Annotated in this window: 16 protein-coding genes; 4 read left to right on the top strand and 12 right to left on the bottom strand. The window is 35.8% G+C overall.

Annotated features, from left to right (window positions below; genetic code table 11):
* Window position 1 precedes the first annotated feature (1 nt).
* Both BG05_RS13675 and BG05_RS13670 read right to left on the bottom strand, forming a co-directional pair.
* Entirely contained in the window at window positions 2-1,576 is a 1,575-nt protein-coding gene (locus tag BG05_RS13675; protein ID WP_002185146.1) for an FMN-binding glutamate synthase family protein, read from the bottom strand.
* Window positions 1,577-1,647: 71 nt separating this feature from the next.
* Window positions 1,648-2,775, bottom strand: coding sequence for an alkene reductase (locus tag BG05_RS13670; RefSeq protein ID WP_003190822.1), 1,128 nt, complete (start codon window positions 2,773-2,775; stop codon window positions 1,648-1,650).
* Between the two features lie 408 nt (window positions 2,776-3,183).
* Between BG05_RS13670 and BG05_RS13665 the strand changes: the two genes are divergently transcribed.
* Window positions 3,184-4,278 (top strand): NAD(P)-dependent alcohol dehydrogenase, encoded by a 1,095-nt coding sequence (locus BG05_RS13665; RefSeq protein ID WP_002185144.1) that lies wholly within the window; start codon window positions 3,184-3,186, stop codon window positions 4,276-4,278.
* 538 nt (window positions 4,279-4,816) lie between these two features.
* Here BG05_RS13665 and BG05_RS13660 read toward each other — a convergent pair.
* The 6 genes from BG05_RS13660 to hutP form a co-directional block, all read right to left on the bottom strand.
* Window positions 4,817-5,278: a CarD family transcriptional regulator gene (locus BG05_RS13660; RefSeq protein WP_170935206.1), complete on the bottom strand. Its 462-nt coding sequence runs from the start codon at window positions 5,276-5,278 to the stop codon at window positions 4,817-4,819.
* 293 nt (window positions 5,279-5,571) lie between these two features.
* On the bottom strand, window positions 5,572-6,543 hold the full coding sequence (hutG, locus tag BG05_RS13655) for a formimidoylglutamase (protein ID WP_002185143.1): 972 nt from the start codon (window positions 6,541-6,543) through the stop codon (window positions 5,572-5,574).
* Window positions 6,522-7,793: an imidazolonepropionase gene (hutI, locus tag BG05_RS13650; protein ID WP_002128543.1), complete on the bottom strand. Its 1,272-nt coding sequence runs from the start codon at window positions 7,791-7,793 to the stop codon at window positions 6,522-6,524. Before hutI ends, hutG begins: the two co-directional genes overlap by 22 nt.
* A gap of 12 nt (window positions 7,794-7,805) precedes the next feature.
* On the bottom strand, window positions 7,806-9,464 hold the full coding sequence (gene hutU, locus BG05_RS13645) for a urocanate hydratase (protein WP_002033512.1): 1,659 nt from the start codon (window positions 9,462-9,464) through the stop codon (window positions 7,806-7,808).
* Window positions 9,465-9,487: 23 nt separating this feature from the next.
* Window positions 9,488-11,005 carry a histidine ammonia-lyase gene (hutH, locus tag BG05_RS13640; protein ID WP_002033511.1) on the bottom strand — a complete coding sequence of 506 codons (1,518 nt, stop codon included), beginning with the start codon at window positions 11,003-11,005 and terminating at the stop codon, window positions 9,488-9,490.
* 102 nt (window positions 11,006-11,107) lie between these two features.
* Window positions 11,108-11,548: a histidine utilization transcription antiterminator HutP gene (gene hutP, locus BG05_RS13635; protein ID WP_000926519.1), complete on the bottom strand. Its 441-nt coding sequence runs from the start codon at window positions 11,546-11,548 to the stop codon at window positions 11,108-11,110.
* Between the two features lie 181 nt (window positions 11,549-11,729).
* Here hutP and BG05_RS13630 point away from each other — a divergent pair, with 181 nt between their 5' ends.
* Window positions 11,730-12,698: a class I SAM-dependent methyltransferase gene (locus tag BG05_RS13630; protein WP_003190827.1), complete on the top strand. Its 969-nt coding sequence runs from the start codon at window positions 11,730-11,732 to the stop codon at window positions 12,696-12,698.
* A 13-nt stretch (window positions 12,699-12,711) separates the two neighbouring features.
* On the opposite strand, the gene BG05_RS13625 is transcribed toward BG05_RS13630, so the two are convergent.
* The gene (locus tag BG05_RS13625) at window positions 12,712-13,284 is read right to left on the bottom strand and encodes a DJ-1/PfpI family protein (protein WP_002167821.1); all 573 of its coding nucleotides are present in this window, start codon (window positions 13,282-13,284) and stop codon (window positions 12,712-12,714) included.
* Window positions 13,281-13,859 carry an AAA family ATPase gene (locus BG05_RS13620; protein WP_002185138.1) on the bottom strand — a complete coding sequence of 193 codons (579 nt, stop codon included), beginning with the start codon at window positions 13,857-13,859 and terminating at the stop codon, window positions 13,281-13,283. Before BG05_RS13620 ends, BG05_RS13625 begins: the two co-directional genes overlap by 4 nt.
* 253 nt (window positions 13,860-14,112) lie before the next feature.
* On the opposite strand from BG05_RS13620, the gene BG05_RS13615 reads away from it, so the two are divergent.
* Together BG05_RS13615 and BG05_RS13610 are read left to right on the top strand one after the other, a co-directional pair.
* Window positions 14,113-14,409, top strand: coding sequence for a hypothetical protein (locus tag BG05_RS13615; protein WP_002033506.1), 297 nt, complete (start codon window positions 14,113-14,115; stop codon window positions 14,407-14,409).
* Between the two features lie 109 nt (window positions 14,410-14,518).
* Complete coding sequence (locus BG05_RS13610) at window positions 14,519-14,950, top strand: DUF2621 domain-containing protein (protein WP_002142746.1); 432 nt, start codon at window positions 14,519-14,521, stop codon at window positions 14,948-14,950.
* Window positions 14,951-15,501: 551 nt separating this feature from the next.
* On the opposite strand, the gene BG05_RS13605 is transcribed toward BG05_RS13610, so the two are convergent.
* Window positions 15,502-16,008: a CcdC family protein gene (locus tag BG05_RS13605; RefSeq protein ID WP_002014224.1), complete on the bottom strand. Its 507-nt coding sequence runs from the start codon at window positions 16,006-16,008 to the stop codon at window positions 15,502-15,504.
* A 90-nt stretch (window positions 16,009-16,098) separates the two neighbouring features.
* Complete coding sequence (gene ccdA, locus BG05_RS13600; protein WP_001152684.1) at window positions 16,099-16,806, bottom strand: cytochrome c-type biogenesis protein CcdA; 708 nt, start codon at window positions 16,804-16,806, stop codon at window positions 16,099-16,101.
* Window positions 16,807-17,239: the final 433 nt, after the last annotated feature.

Here is a 17,239-nt window from a genome sequence, read left to right as displayed (position 1 = left end):
TTTACTTCCCAATTACGGAAGGAAACAATTCCGAAAGTGGAACTACTTTCCCCATCTCATCTTTAAACACAATATGCTCTCTCGTTAAATGGCGCGGGCTCTTTACCCCTGCTGCTGCCGCTAATGAAAACAAACTATATCTCATACTAATAACATAGTTCATTACTCGCCATTTTTTCTCATACGGATCTAATGCTTTTTGGTAGTGTGGATTCGTAGTTGCAACCCCCGATGGGCATTGCCCTGAATTACATTGAAGTGCCATAATACAACCGCTTGCCATCATAAATCCGCGTGCTGAATTTACGGCATCTGCACCGATAGCTAAAGCAATCGCCACTTTATCTGGCGTGATTAATTTCCCGGAGGCAAACACCTTTAATTTATCCCTGACACCGTAATGATTTGCTGTATCAATAAATGTAAGTAATGCCGGTATAAGCGGAAGCCCCATACTATCTGCCATCGATTTATATGTTGCCCCTGATCCACCTTCTGAACCGTCGATTGTAATAAAATCTGGATAGATGTTTAATTCTTTCATTGCTTTTAATAAATCTTCCAAAGGCTTCTGTTGACCAATTACAATTTTCATGCCCACTGGTTTACCACCGTTTTCTTGCAAATCTTGAATAAAATATAAAGCCTCTGCGGCACTACTAATAAATGAAAAACGATTTGGCGAATTAATCGTTTCTCCTTCTCGTACTTTCCGAACGGAAGCGATTTTCTCATTTACCTTCTGTCCTTCTAAATGACCACCACGTATTTTTGCTCCTTGCCCAAATTTCAATTCAAACGCTTTAATATTACTTTCTTTCGCCTTCTCCATAAATTCCTTCATCGAAAAATTCCCGTCCTCGTCACGGTATCCAAATAATCCCGGACCGATTTGGGCAATGATATTTGCACCCGTATGTAAATGTTCTGGAATGACGCCCCCTTCCCCAGTATTAATCCACGAACCACCTGCCATTTTTGCACCAAACCCAGCTGATAAAATATAATTTTCTCCAATCGCACCGTAAGATGTCGCTGACGCTCCAAACATCCCATACAGTTTCCATGGATATTTACGATTTTCTCCGACTATAATTGCATCATCTTCTTCATACAACCAAAGGTTTGTTGTATCCGCTGTCAATTTTTCTCTTCTTGAAAATAACCCTTCTTTATGAATCATATATTTTTTCCCCTCACGTTCTTGCGTGAGATTCACACTTAATTCATCTGTTAATGTGGGGAATAATGTATTAGCAATATAATAGCCAGATTCCTCAAAATCTCGTTTTGATCCAAAACCAAGTATTTCAGAACGGTATTTTGCTAGAAACATAACACTTTGAAAATCGTAGCGCGAAAAGGGCTTTCCGTCAGTATCATGATCAAACCAATATTGCCGAAATTCCGGGCCTATTTTTTCGAGTAAATAGCGCATTCTACCTAAGTATGGATGCAGTTTTAATATAGAATGATGCGTCCGTTTTTTAATAAAAAATGTAATGATAAAAAAGACAATTAAAAGTAGCATCAAAAAGAGCAATATACTAATAATAATGAGTAGCGCTTCACTCATTCCGCTTCCCCCTATATATGAAATTCCATAATAAAAAGAGAACACTCCATGTGTTCTCTTTTTATCCTTATTCACACTAACGTAGCAAGATGCTCTTTCGCGTCATATTCAACCAAACTTTCAGCATTTTTAATTCGCTGAACAAAATCTGGATTAGCGATTAATGGTCTTCCGAACGCCGCTACATCAATTGTTCCTTCTTGCAGTGCTTCTTCTGCCTCTTTCGGATTCAAATTACCTACTCCTACGATAGTACTATCCCAATACTTTCTTACTAATTGATGAAAATTCTTGCCGTCAGCAATAACTTGCGTATAATTCATCGTTGAAGGGTGAATCATCGTTAATCCAACTTCTTTAAACATATTTACAAACGTTTCAATTGCAAGTTCAGGATGTTCCCACATATAAGTAGGATTATCACCTTTAAAGGCAGAGAAGCGAAGAAGCGTTTTATCAGCTCCAACTGCTTCAATTACAGCCTGAACAACTTCTTTCATAAACGTTAACCTTTGTTTTAAGTCACCGCCGTATTTATCAGTACGCTTATTCGCAAATTCATAAGTAAATTGGTCAATTAAATATCCGTGTGCACCGTGAATTTCTACACCATCAAATCCAGCTTCTATCGCATTCTTTGCGGCTTGTGCATATTGACCGATAACTTCTTTTATTTCTTCTATTGTCATTGCTTCTGGTGTATCAAACGGTTTACGAAAACGCGGAACATTCCCCTCCGCAGCAATAGCAGAAGGTGCTTGCGGCATTTGACCACCAATTATTTCGTGATGACTCATACGTCCAACATGCCATATTTGAGCAATAATCGTTCCGCCTTCTATATGTACTGCCTCTGTAACAGGTTTCCAAGAATCAATTTGCGCTTGTGTATAAATACCTGGTACTCCCGGATTCCCTTTTGCTCTCGGGCTAATGACAATTCCTTCTGTAATAATTAATCCAATCCCATCAGCAGCACGTTTTTGATAATACTCTACTACATCAGTACCAACTACCCCAGTCTCATTATTTGCAAAACATCTCGTCATCGGTGCCATCGCTATGCGATTACGAAGAGACCAAGATCCAATTTGAATCGGATGAAATAACTTCGTTTCTTCAATATTTTCAAAAGACCCCCAAGCGTTTATATTTGTTCCTTCATAAATACTTGCCGCTTTATTATTTGAACTTGTCATTTTTCTTCCCCCTAAAAAAATCTAACTATAATCGCATCATACTTACTTTTAGATAGTAACGTCAATTTATACGCTCTTACGTAGGAATATTCGCATAATAAAACTAACCGTTTTTAACTTTAAGGGTTCTGAAATTCAGGAATCTACTGTTTATTCTAATGTCCAGTAAGTGGATGTTTTCTTTTTTTCTAGTTTTATTATTATAGAATATATTGGTAATTAATTATTTAACTATTCACTAACCAAAAAGAACCTGTTTCCAATGTACTATGTTCAAACTTAAACTAACGAGGTTTCAATAATTCATTTGTTTTTTAATTATACCAACGAAATTTTAGGAACTAATAAAAGACTCCTAGATAGTTGAAAGTATTTTTTCTTATTTAATTTTTAGAAAGAAGGATAACAATGAAAACAAAAGCTATCGTTTCTACACCTGAAAAAGATTTTAATATGCAAGAAGTATACTTAGACGAGATTAAAGACGATGAAGTATTAGTAAAAATTATCGCTTCGGGTATATGTCATACAGATGCAACAGTTTTAGACGGTACAATGCCAACACCAAAACCAGTTGTTTTAGGACATGAAGGTTCTGGTATTGTAGAAAAAGTGGGAAGTAATGTAACATCGTTTAAACCTGGTGACCATGTTGTACTTGGATTTTCTTACTGTGGTCATTGTGAAAATTGCTTAGATGGTAATGCTGCTGCTTGCGAAAATATGATTGAATTAAACTTCTCTGGAAAAAACAAACGCCATGTAACACCTATACACGATCTTAACAATAATGACATTTCTCAATTCTTCGGCCAATCTTCATTCGCATACCATGCCGTTGTTAATGAGAATAATGCTGTAAAAGTACCAAAAGATGTTGATATACGTTTGTTAGGACCACTTGGTTGTGGAATTATGACTGGTAGCGGTACGATCCTAAATTCATTACAGCCAAAACCAGGTAGTAGCCTAGTTGTATTTGGAACCGGTGCTGTTGGCCTTAGTGGCTTAATGGCAGCTAAAATTGCTGGATGTACTACAATCATTGCCATTGATATTCATGATAGTCGTTTAGAATTAGCGAAGGAATTAGGGGCTACACACACGATTAATAGCTTAAACGAAGATCCAGTTGCCAAAATTAAAGAAATTACAAACGGTGGAGCTAATTACTCATTTGAAACAACTGGCGTAAATATTGTTACACTGCAATCCATTCAATGCTTACGAGTAAAAGGTACAATGGCAACTGTTGCTGTTGGTAAAAAGGATTTAACTTTAAACGTAACAAATGAAATTGTCGTAAAAGCTATTACAATTAAAGGGGTAGTTGAAGGTGATGCAGTACCACAACTATTCATTCCAAAATTAATTAATTTCTATCAAAAAGGACTATTCCCATTCGATAAGTTTGTACAATTCTATTCTTTTGAAGAAATTGCTCAAGCATTTGAAGATTCTAAAACAGGAAAAACGATTAAACCTATTATCGTAATGGAGTAACATTTGTTTACTTTTTCCCGATAACTAACAAAACAAAAATATCCTGAAATGGAATAAATAAAATTAAAAAGGTTTCCTAAGTAGGAAACCTTTTTTAGTTGACCATATAAGGCTAACAATTCGTTTATCTCTTTTAAATAAAGAAAATAAACAATTATTATCTCCTCACATATGGAAAATCTCTTAACAATAGAAGTGGGAGTGGTTCAGTATTCTTCTAAAAATAATAACTTATATACCTAAAACAATGAAAGCCCTACCTCTCTTTCATCCTTACGGCTCCTCGTCCGTGCCAGTGTGAATCAGGATTGCAAAAATCAAGTAACTATTTTATCGAGTTATTTAATTAAACTTCGAACATTCGTAAAAGAAATTAAAAAATAAAAATGGATTAAATTGTAGTAATAACAAAAGAGGTTAATGCTCTAAAAGTGGTTTGAAAGAGTTGAATGTCTTTGAAATGATTGATTTTCTATAATTATATTCCCAAAAAATTCAAGATCTTTTTTGGGATGTAATACATTATCTACAATGAATCTTAACAAAAGCTTTTTATTTGATTTTCTGTGATACCTTCAATTAATCCCAGCTCACTAATCAAAAATTCATGTGCGTTATCTAACATTTTCTTTTCGCTTGCATTAAGTGCTTTTTCTTTCTGCATACGTAATAAATCACGTACAACTTCAGCACCTTCTTGTATTTTACCCGTTTTTATTTTATCAGTGTTCAATTTATACCTTTGTTTCCACGTAAGTAATCTATCTGATTCCCCATGCTGAAAAATATCTATTATGTTTGTTAATGCCTTTATATCTGTAACTGGTCGTATATTTGAACTCAATATTTTCCCCATAGGAATCATTACTTCCATATTACTAGCCGACATTTTTATAACATAATACTGTCTTTTTTCTCCTGAGATTTCCTTTTCTTCTATGGCTTTAATTATACCTGCTCCGTGCATTGGATAAACGATGTTATCGCCAATTTGAAACAAATAATCCACCTCCATATATGGTAACCTTCTCAATCTTAACACACATTTATTTTTTTAGCAAAATTTTTATAATATCACAAAATTATTTTCTATGTCAATTTATTTACACATAAAAATTCAGGCTGTACAGAAACACTAAAAAAACCGCGATTTTGTTACATTTCTACACCCATTTTCTCCAATTTTATATACCTTGTAAAACAAAAAAAAACACATCACTACATATAAGTAGCGATGTATTTTTATATAATGACAAAAACGGTTGCTTCAAAACTTCACACACGATCCTTCGCTTATATACTAACCTGTTTACTAATCGTTTCTCGCGCTAAAAGAAAACTCATAATCACTTGCGCAGCTACTCTACTCGTCATATCCCTAAAATCAAGAGTTGGATCAATCTCTACTATATCCATCCCTTGAACGAGTGGCTCTTTACCAAGGAATTCAATTGCATCAAGTAAAGTTGTACTATCCATCCCACCAGGGCCAATTGCTGGACAGCCCGGCGCAAACGCTTGGTCTAGTACGTCCATATCAAGAGAAATATAAATAGAAGTCACATCTTGTTTTCTTAATACTTCAATACTTTCTGAAATAAGATCTTTTATTTTTCGCTCTCTTACATCTTTCATTGTATACACTGTCACGCCATGCTCTTTTGCATATTCATGGTACGCTCGTGCATTTGAAAAATTACGAATCCCAATTTGAACGAGCTGTTTTCCTGTAATCACATCATTTTCTAGCAAACTACGGAACGGTGTACCATTTGATGGACCACCATCATCTAAATTACGTAAATCATGATGGGCATCAAATTGAATAATACCGACCTTCCCTTTACTATTTGCAAAACCAGTTATACTCGGAAAACTAATCGAGTGGTCACCACCAAGAACGATTGGTATCATTTTCGGATTTACTTTCGTTAATTGACCAACTGTTTTCGCAATTCGGTTATGACTCTCTTTTATATCTGTCACATGCATCGTAATATCACCACAATCATGAAGAACACTTTCTTTCATATCGTGTTCTTCTGTAATTGCGTACGTGCTATATGCATCCAACATTGAACGAATTGTTTTTGGTGCAAAACATGCTCCTGAATGACTAATAGATGGTTTAGAAAGGGGCGCTCCAATTAAGGCAGCACCGAATATTTCCACACCTTCCTCCCAATTTTTAATCATTTCGCTCCACTTCGTCACTTCACGATCGATAAACTTTGCATTTTTCTTTAAATAGTGGCCGTGCTCCACGATTGTTCACCTCTTGTATATGCGATATTCCCATTCTTCCATACTGTATTTACATGACTTACGCCGTAATGGTACGGTACGTAAGCGTAATTATAAGCATCCCATAAAACTAAATCCGCCTTACGACCAACTCTAATTTTCCCAGCTACATCGCCTCGATTAATGGCATAAGATGAGTTCACTGTTACCGCATTCCAAACTTCTTCTGGTGTCATTTTCAGTTTCAGCATCGCAATGCTCATAATAAGCTGAATGTTTTCAGTTGGACAGCTACCTGGGTTAAAGTCTGTAGCTAAAGCAACTGCAACACCTTCATCAATCATTTTGCGGCCGCGTGCGAAGCTTTCTTTATTTAAATAGAAAGTTGTTCCTGGTAATAAAGTTGCTACTGTATTAGAATTCGCAAGCATTTCAATTCCTTTATCAGAAGCGCCAACTAAATGGTCCGCTGATGCTGCACCAATTTCAGCCGCTGCTTCCGCACCACCAAGAGGGTCGATTTCATCTGCATGAATTTTCACATCAAAGCCAAGCTCTTTCGCTTTTAATAAAAATTCTTTTGATTCTTCTACAGAGAACACACCTGTTTCACAGAAAATATCAACGAACTCAGCTAATTGCTTCTCTTTCATTTCTGGCAATAGATCTAGCATCCATTGTAAAAATTCTTTCGATTTTCCTTTGTACTCTTTCGGAACTGCATGAGCACCTAAAAATGTTGAAACTAAATCGATTGGATGCTCTTTTTGTAATTGTGCAGTTGCCTCTAATTGTTTCCATTCTGTCTCATCATCCAATCCGTAACCACTCTTCGCTTCTACAGTTGTAACTCCGAAAGATAGCATACGGTCTAAATGGAATTTAGCTTTTTGAACAAGTTCTTCTTTCGACGCTTGTTTCGTTGCATTTACAGTTGAAAGAATACCTCCACCTTGTTCTAAAATTTCCAAGTACGGAACTCCTTGTAGTTTTAGCGCGATTTCATTTTCACGAGATCCACCAAATACAAGATGAGTATGCGGATCAACAAGACCAGGAGAAACCATTTTCCCACCGCAATCAATAACCTCTTTCGCTTGTAATCCTTTAGCTTCTTCCGCTGTTCCAACGAAAGTAATTACACCATTTTCAATTCCAACCGCACCGTTTTCAATAACAGGAAGCGTATTCATCGCTTCCCGTCTTAACAAGCCATCTTCTTGATCCATTGTTAGTAATTGACCGATATTTATTAGTAAAGTGTCCAGCATGTTTCTTCCTCCTTATTTCATCATTGGAATGTTAACGCCTTTTTCTTTCGCAGTTTGAACCGCTAAGTCATAGCCTGCATCAACGTGACGAACAACACCCATACCAGGGTCAGAAGTTAATACGCGTTCAATACGTTTTGCCGCTGCTTCTGTTCCATCTGCAACGATAACCATTCCAGCGTGAAGTGAATAACCCATACCAACGCCACCACCGTGATGAACAGACACCCAGCTTGCACCGTTTACACTGTTAATTAATGCATTTAAAATTGGCCAGTCTGCTACTGCATCACTACCGTCTTTCATAGATTCTGTTTCACGGTTTGGAGATGCTACTGATCCACAATCTAAATGGTCACGGCCGATAACGATCGGTGCTGATAATTCACCATTAGCCACCATTTCATTAATAATGCGGCCAAATTTCGCACGCTCGCCATAACCAAGCCAACAAATACGTGATGGAAGACCTTGGAACTCAACTTGCTGACGTGCCATACGAATCCAATTACATAAATGCTCATTATCCGCGAACTCGCGTAAAATAACTTCGTCTGTTTTATAAATATCTTCTGGATCACCAGAAAGTGCTACCCAGCGGAATGGTCCTTTTCCTTCACAGAATAATGGACGGATAAATGCTGGAACGAATCCCGGGAAATCGAAAGCATTTTTTAATCCTTCATCGAAAGCAACTTGGCGAATGTTATTTCCGTAATCAAATGTAATCGCGCCTTTTTCTTGCATTGCAAGCATTGCTTCTACATGTTTTTTCATACTTTCTTTTGATAATTGTACGTAACGTTCTGGATCTTCTTCACGAAGCTTCGCTGCTTCTTCTACTGTGTAACCTACTGGAATATAACCGTTTAATGGATCATGGGCAGAAGTTTGATCCGTAACTAAGTCAGGGATAATATTACGGTTTACTAACTCAGGTAAAATTTCTGCTGCATTACCTAATAATCCAATTGAAATAGGCTCTTTCTTCTCTTTATATTCGTTTGCAATAGCCAATGCTTCTTCTAATGATTCTGTATACTTATCACAATATCTCTTTTCAATACGACGATCGATACTACGCTTATCTACATCAATAGCAATTACAACACCGCCGTTCATCGTTACAGCAAGCGGTTGCGCGCCACCCATGCCACCTAAACCAGCAGTAATCGTTACAGTACCTTTTAATGAACCATCGAAATGTTGACGTGCCGCTTCACCAAATGTTTCATATGTTCCTTGTAAAATCCCTTGTGTCCCAATGTAAATCCAGCTACCCGCTGTCATTTGTCCGTACATCATAAGACCTTTTTTCTCTAGTTCACGGAAGTGATCCCAGTTCGCCCACTTCGGTACTAAGTTTGAGTTCGCTAAAAGAACGCGAGGCGCATCTTCATGTGATTTAAAAATTGCTACCGGTTTTCCTGATTGAACAAGTAACGTTTCATCGTTTTCTAACGTTTTTAATGAATCAACAATTGCATGGTAGCTTTCCCAATTACGAGCTGCACGGCCAATTCCGCCATATACAACTAATTCTTCTGGTTTTTCAGCTACTTCAGGATCTAAATTGTTCATTAACATTCGAAGTGCAGCTTCTTGAACCCATCCTTTCGTTTGTAACTCAGTACCTCTTGCCGCACGAATTGTTTGTTGTACTTTTTCCATTTCAATCTCTCCCTTTTCTCGTTTTATAGTGCTGCATTTACATCCAATCTTTCCTTTATTGAATAATTCGTTTTTAACCAATGCGCGATATTTTCAATATCCGTTGAGAATATACGGTCATTTGTAATAGAAGGCACTTGCTGACGACCTTGATGATAGAACGTTTTTGTAACTGTACTCATGTTTTCAATTCCGCGATATTCTGCTGCTTGCATCGCACAGATCATCTCAATTGCAAGAACACGTCTTGCATTTTGAATAATTTGATGCGCATGACGTGAAGCGATTGTTCCCATACTTACGTGATCTTCTTGGTTAGCTGAAGACGGAATTGAATCTACACTCGCTGGATGAGCTAACGTTTTATTTTCTGAAACGAGTGAAGCCGCTGCATATTGCATAATCATGGCACCTGATTGAAGTCCTGGTTCTGGACTTAAAAATGGTGGTAAGTCATTTAATTGCGGATTTACTAGGCGTTCAATACGGCGCTCTGAAATATTTGCAAGCTCCGCCATCCCTACTTTTAAGAAGTCCATTGCAAATGCAATTGGTTGTCCGTGGAAATTACCACCAGAGATTACTTTTTCACCGCCATCAAAAATAAGTGGATTATCTGTTGCTGCATTCATTTCAATTTCTAATTTTTCTTTCACATAATTTAAAACTTGCCAAGAAGCACCGTGAACTTGCGGGATACAACGAAGTGAATATGCATCTTGTACACGAAGTTCTCCTTGTTTTGTCACAAGTTTACTATCATGAAGAATATCACGAATTCTGCTTGCCACTTCGACTTGCTCTTTATAACCACGCGCTTTATGAACATTTTCATCGAATGCATCAATAATGCCGCGTAATCCTTCCATTGTCATCGATGCAATTAATTCTGATTGATAAGCACTTGCTTCAGCTTCTATATAAGAAAGAACCCCTTGCGCTGTCATTGCCTGCGTACCATTGATTAACGCAAGACCTTCTTTTGCTTCAAGTTCAATAGGTTCAAGTCCTTCTTCTGTAAGAGCAACCATCGCATGAACTCGTTTTCCTTTGTAGAACACTTCACCTTCACCTAATAAAACGAGAGCAAGATGAGATAAAGGTGCTAAATCACCGCTCGCTCCTAGTGATCCTTGTTGCGGAACGACTGGATGAATTTTACGATTTACAAACTCAAGAAGCATGTTTACAACAAGTGGTCTAACACCCGATACTCCTTTTAACATCGTATTAGCTCGTAAAATCAACATACCGCGTGATACTTCTTCAGGGAATGGATCGCCTATTCCGCACGCATGTGACTGAATTAAGTTGTGTTGAAGTGCTTTTACATCATCTTTTTGAATAAGTACATCACTAAACTTTCCAAATCCAGTTGTAATACCGTAAACGACTTTTCCGTCCTCTACAATTTTCTCGACAACTTCGCGGCACTCTGCCACTTTTTGCATACTAGTTGGGCAAGCTGTTACACCTTCACCTTCAAGTAACAACCTCTTCATTTCTTCAACTGTCAATGTGTGTCCTGTTAACGTAATCATTCTTTTTCCTCCTTATAAAGGCAAAAGGGGACCTTATCTTTTTAAGACAGACTTCTGTCCTAAAAAATAAGGCCCCCTTCTAACTAATAGACTATGGGCAAATCATATGTGATTAATTCCTAAACCAATCGCCTCATGCTCAGATCCTTTTACAGGTGCACCAATCGTTCCATAAAGTGCAACAGCAACCCATTCGCCTTCTTTTTTTCCGTCGTATGGTGTACCGCGCACAATCGCAAAGCGAAGTCCTACTGTACGAAGAACGTCTGCTAACTGAATTTGACCTCTCGTCACTCCGTACAAAGCTTCCATAATTGCATGATAAAGTGCATGTGTTTCTCTGTAAACATCTGTTTCAATAACTCGGTTGCTCTTAGCCGCTGTTTCCATTGCTGCTACTACTTTTTGCGAATTCATAGAACCAACTTTCCCAGTACAATATTTCCAACCTTTCGGAATAGATAATACGGGACTTTCATTCTCATCCGCAAGTGCCAACAGCATGGCCATACGACCAATTCGATGTGTTCCTTGAAGAAGCATGTGACTCTCTCATTTCTTTTGAATTATTTGAATATTACTTAATTTAAGAATATATGAAAACGGTTAAATCGTCAATAGTTTAAAATATTATTCAAGCAATTTTTTATCCCTCTCATACTTGTACTTGTGTACACAATTTATTTACAGATTTTTTTCAGACGTGCTATAGTCTCACTAACAGATGCAAAGGGGCGAAATTTCAGTGGCGAAGCGAAAAGATATTCATTTTCGAATTGAAGAAAAATTACTTACAAGGTTTGAAGACGCACTCCATTACGAAGGTTTAAATAAAACAGATGTATTAACACATGCGATTCAGCAATTTTGCATAAAGGTGGAATGTGAAAAAATGAATGATGTAAAACGCCAATACAACGTAAGTAACCATTTACAAACACGTATCGATACGCATAAACATTACGAAGAAGAACAAGTGAATGTAGATGAAGTCGTCATTGAACATTTACAACTCCAAGGGGAAGAAAAAATATTAGAGGTCGGGTGTGCTAACGGAAAATTTCTTTCCCTTTTGCAAACTAATGGTCATAAAGGACATCTAACTGGTTTTGATCAATCCGAAACTATGCTTTCTGAAGCTGCTATAACGAATAATATGATTGAATGGAAACTCGGTGACGCTAGTAAACTTCCTTTCGAAGCTAATTGTTATGACCTGCTAATCGCAAGGCATATGTTATACCACATGAAAGATGTCGAAAAAACTATTCAAGGATTCCATAAGATAATTCGTCCTGGCGGCGCCCTTTTAGCTACAACAAATTCTAAAGTTTCATTACCTCGTATAGATGAAATGTGTAACAAAATGTTAGTCACATTTGATTTACCAAAAACATCACCGTCAGTAGCTCCATTTTGTTTAGAAAATGGTAAAGATCTATTACACTCTGTTTTTTCAACTGTTGAAGAAACAATTATTCATAATGCACTTGTTTTTCATCATGCCACTCCAATCGTTAACTATATTTCTAGCATGTTCCCGTCGTTGAATATACCTGATAATATGTCCCTTCACACCGAAATGAAGGAATGGCTAAAAGAAGAAATAGAAAATGATTTATCATTTCATAACGGTATATGGCGCGATCCGAAAACGTTAGTGATTTATCGATGTAAAAAAGAAAAGAGCTAGCATTCGCTAGCTTTTACACGTTTTCCGGTAAAAGATTCTCCATCATTATATTGCCCTTTCCACTATAAAAATTTGTATTATGTTCATTCACTACTCCAAAATAGGAGGCAATCGCTAGTCCAAATGGCACAAATGCATGTCCTTGTGCTGTAATAATATTTGCGTGCTGTACAACTTCTGTATACACAAAATTTTCTACTGGAAAACAATCTAATTTTTGATAATCTATGGTCACTGTATAAGAGATTTCTTTTAGTAAACCTGCCCTTGCTAACGCATACGGTCCAGCACAAATCGCTGCCACTAATTTTCCTTGCTCAGAAAATTGACGAATAACTGAAAAAAGCAGTTTCGCCTCTTTCATATGTATTTCATCTCCGCCCGGAATGATAATCCCCTCATATTCTTCTACACGCACTTCACTTAATTCTATATGCGGCTGTACTTGTAAGCCTGTTTCACTTATAATCATTTCTTTTGTTAAACCCGCTGTAATGATTTCATATTTCTTTTTCAGCAATGCTGTTGCTACCGTTATTTCAAACTCTGCAAATGTCGGGTATACGAATAATAATATTTTTTTCATAGCCTTTTCTCCCTTAGCCACCCTATAAAATATGCCTCTAATTCGTCCACTGATAATATATTAGTGTCCACATAAGTTACGGGAAATTGTTTATACCATTCTTTTTCAACTTCTACTAATTTAAATTGTTCCTCAAATGCACTTCGATTTCTTGTCCTATCATTATTTCTCCTATCATACAAACTCTCTTTCGAAACATCTAAATAAAAAATTGCATCCGAACGGCATTCTCTTAATTTATACAATTCATCTTTTAATTCTGTTTCTATACCCCACTCTTTCCCTATCATCTTCGGATAAAAGAGTGTATAAAATTCAATATCTTCTGGTCCACGATCAAAAATCACGACTGAGCTTTTCACATTTTGAAACTCTTTTATTTTTGCTTCAATAAACATTTTTTGATTTGTAATAAACCCCTCTTTTGAGTTCATATCTAAATGTAATTCTTTTCTTTTTTCTACAATTGGATATGGATTTTCGTATATAATTGAAAGCTCATATTGCTCTAACCTTTTTGCCAATGTTGTTTTCCCACTTGCCATCGGTCCTTGGAGTGAAATTACGTATGTCATCCCTCTCATTCCCTTGTACTGTATTACATAAATAATAAACAGAATTTTAAAAACTATCAACAAGATATATATCATCTTGTTTCTTATTCTTATCTAACTTATAATAAAAAATAGAGATTATGACGGACGCAAAATAATGTAAGCTTGGAAATCCAAGCTTACATTATTTTTTGCTTTCCCTTTTCTTATAAAAAGAGTATACTAGATTAGAACGTATGTTCTTAATAATTACATACAGTAAGGAGATAGAACAATGGTATACGACACAAAAGCAATTTCTTGGAATGCATCTTTAAAACAACTTCAACGCCGCTATACAAACAAACAAGTTGACCGAAAAGAATTTGAAGATATTGAACTGATGGAATTCTTCCGCGATAACGACTACATTCCTTTACCTACACATATAAGCGGCCTATCAACAACACGTTTTACTTCTTACTCTATTTTCACAACTGAAGATAAAGATCGTAAAGTTGGCACACTCATCATTGAATATGTAGAAAATGACAATGATATTTTATGTGTTGAACAACTATACTTCGTTTAAATCACAACGCTTGGTCAAAATGATCAAGCGTTCTTGCTTTCTATGAATCTCATTGCTTATAATATAAATAAAATACAAAATATTGCTTTCGTTAAAGGAGGGCATACAATTGCTTGAAGGATGGTTTAGTTGGTTTATAGTCGTTTGGACTGTTGTATTATTAGGGCTTATGTCCATTGGTGGATATTTCATGTTCAGAAAATTCCTAAAACGGTTGCCAAAAGAAGACGGTATGTCCATTTTGGATTGGGAAGATCACTATATTAATAAAACAAGACACTTATGGGCTGACGAACAAAAACAATTGTTAGAAGAACTAGTAAGTCCCGTTCCGGAATTATTTCGCGATGTTGCTAAGTCAAAAATTGCCGGTAAAATTGGGGAACTTGCAATAAAGGAAAACGCTCCAAAAATTACACAAGATTTAATCATACAAGGATATATCGTTGCCACACCGAAGCGCGATCATAAATTTTTAATTAAGAAACTACAAGAAAAAGAGATTGATTATTCTAACTATAAAACTTTACTTGCAAAGTAAGCCCATTATTCCTTATAAAAAAGATTGCTATTTTATAGCAATCTTTTTTATAAGCTCAACTTACAGTTACTGATTTTGTAGCAATTAATCTCGCTTTCGCTAAATCTATCTGTAACCCTACAGCACTCGTATAAATCGTATCACCAGTACCTGTAATATTTACAGAGGTATATGTTGTATTCGCAGCAATTCATCCTGTTGCATTTATATTTGCAATATTAGATTCGGCTCAAGACACTTAAGCTAAGCGAAATTTCGTCATTAACATTCCACTTTCATGTTGTATCAGTACCATCAAGTGGAGTAATTGTTAATGAAGGAACGTCTCCTATACGATCCAACCTAATCTAACTTAGCCACCAATTACCGGTGATAAAACTTCAAACCAAATAGTATTCCTTATATCGGTCCATTCATAACGTCAAACTTAAATTGCTTCTTCGATGGTCGACAATTTATACATCACAACTAGAATTGAGGAAGTTACCTTTCAGTGATTAACAAAAAACAACGTCTAATCAGACGTTGTTTCTTTATACATATAACACTCTTTACGTTAACTTCATATCTTTTTCATTATAAAAACCGTCTTCTTTTTCCATTTCCTTCTGTAATTTCGTAAAGGAACGGTACATTGCAATTCTCCATGACACAATCATCGCGAACGCCAGTAAGAAGAACATGCCACTAAGTTGTCCTAAATCAAGAGATTGGCTTAAGTATGTTTTAAATACAATCCGCACGACAAGTAATCCAATTAGTATAAAAACAAATGCTTTTGAACGCTTCAAATAAATCTCTTGTCCTCTAATTTCAAATTTAGATGTTTTAATAAGAAAAATAGAGAAAAACAAACCGACGCCAATTGCTTCTAACATTTCTGCTGGAGTTAATCGAAATTCAGGAAAAACAAACATCAACGCTCCCGTGCTCATAAAAAATGGGGGAAGTATAATTTTTTTCAATGTTGCAGGTTTCTTAGCTGCTTTTAAACGAATAAACATCGCACCGACAGCCATACAAACAGCAACGATACTTGATAACAGAACTATGTTCATATTTTCTCATCCTTTTTTGTGGCTATATGCAAAATATAATTTTATTATATGCTTTTCCGTTAGTATTTCCAACATTTTCACAGAATAATACTAAAAACCGGTAAAACCACCAAATAAACTTGAGAAATATACGATAATTTTCGTCATCCAGTTAAAATATAGGAAGATACCCATGACAATCATAACGTATCCTCCAATCTTCATGAATTTCATACTATTTCTTTTAATCCAAGACATTTTCGTAATAAAGAATGAAAGTACGAAAAACGGGATAGCAAATCCAAGTATGTAAGCAATCATATAAATCATTGCCGATTCTGGATTTGTTGCAGCTAATCCAATTACAGACACTAATATAGGTCCAGTACAAGGTGTCCATCCAGCAGCAAAAGCCAATCCAATTAAAACTGAACCAAAATAACCACTCGGACGATTTTTAAACGTAAATTTACGGTCTTGCATTAAAAACTTCGGTTTAAACACACCGACAATAATAAGACCAAACACGATGATAAATATACCGCCTAACTGTCTAATTAAATCTTTATAATTTGTAAAGATGCCTCCAATAAAACTTGTACCAAATCCAATTGCAATAAAAATAATTGAAAAACCAAGTAAGAAAAACGCTGTATGTATCATACTTCTTTTGCGAAGCATTGCATTTTCTTCTTTCAATTCAGAAACCGACATACCTGTTATGTATGATAAAAATGCCGGATAAAGCGGTAAGCAACATGGGGATATAAATGATAAGAACCCAGCTCCAAACGCTAAAAAAATACTAATATCTTGCATTATTCCACTCCTCTCCTCTTCAATATTGTAGCAAAAACAATTGAAAATACTATGGACATTTCATGAATTCACTTTTCCAACATGACAATAAGAAAAACTACCCTTTCACACATTTTCTAATAAAACGTTTTCATTCCCTTCTATTATATAGAAAAATCTCAATTGAATTATGAAACTCTTTCTAATTGTTACTAACATAACAAAGGTTCCACAGTTTCTCAAATGATTAGCACATTACAATTGACTTCACACCTATTGGCCTTAAAAAATTTTTTCAAATGCTGTCTTTATACAACATAAAGCTGATTTTACAATACTTTAATTATTATTAATTTCAAGATTATGCATAAATATCATACTTTTATTATTATTCTATAAAATTTTGCACTTTTCTTTCATTTGACCCTTCATTTTTAATTTTGTATACTTCCCT

The sequence above is a fragment of the Bacillus mycoides genome, assembly GCF_000832605.1.
Classification (GTDB): domain Bacteria; phylum Bacillota; class Bacilli; order Bacillales; family Bacillaceae_G; genus Bacillus_A; species Bacillus_A mycoides.
This window is presented reverse-complemented; position numbering and strand designations above follow the sequence as displayed.

What these genes read in the sequence shown, in the direction of transcription:
- BG05_RS13675 (WP_002185146.1), bottom strand. Translation starts at nt 1,576, where the DNA reads ATGAGTGAAGCGCTACTCATTATTATTAGTATATTGCTCTTTTTGATG.
- BG05_RS13670 (WP_003190822.1), bottom strand. Translation starts at nt 2,775, where the DNA reads ATGACAAGTTCAAATAATAAAGCGGCAAGTATTTATGAAGGAACAAAT.
- BG05_RS13665 (WP_002185144.1), top strand. Translation starts at nt 3,184, where the DNA reads ATGAAAACAAAAGCTATCGTTTCTACACCTGAAAAAGATTTTAATATG.
- hutI (WP_002128543.1), bottom strand. Translation starts at nt 7,793, where the DNA reads ATGCTGGACACTTTACTAATAAATATCGGTCAATTACTAACAATGGAT.
- hutU (WP_002033512.1), bottom strand. Translation starts at nt 9,464, where the DNA reads ATGGAAAAAGTACAACAAACAATTCGTGCGGCAAGAGGTACTGAGTTA.
- hutH (WP_002033511.1), bottom strand. Translation starts at nt 11,005, where the DNA reads ATGATTACGTTAACAGGACACACATTGACAGTTGAAGAAATGAAGAGG.
- hutP (WP_000926519.1), bottom strand. Translation starts at nt 11,548, where the DNA reads ATGCTTCTTCAAGGAACACATCGAATTGGTCGTATGGCCATGCTGTTG.
- BG05_RS13630 (WP_003190827.1), top strand. Translation starts at nt 11,730, where the DNA reads ATGCAAAGGGGCGAAATTTCAGTGGCGAAGCGAAAAGATATTCATTTT.
- BG05_RS13625 (WP_002167821.1), bottom strand. Translation starts at nt 13,284, where the DNA reads ATGAAAAAAATATTATTATTCGTATACCCGACATTTGCAGAGTTTGAA.
- BG05_RS13620 (WP_002185138.1), bottom strand. Translation starts at nt 13,859, where the DNA reads ATGACATACGTAATTTCACTCCAAGGACCGATGGCAAGTGGGAAAACA.
- BG05_RS13615 (WP_002033506.1), top strand. Translation starts at nt 14,113, where the DNA reads ATGGTATACGACACAAAAGCAATTTCTTGGAATGCATCTTTAAAACAA.
- BG05_RS13605 (WP_002014224.1), bottom strand. Translation starts at nt 16,008, where the DNA reads ATGAACATAGTTCTGTTATCAAGTATCGTTGCTGTTTGTATGGCTGTC.
- ccdA (WP_001152684.1), bottom strand. Translation starts at nt 16,806, where the DNA reads ATGCAAGATATTAGTATTTTTTTAGCGTTTGGAGCTGGGTTCTTATCA.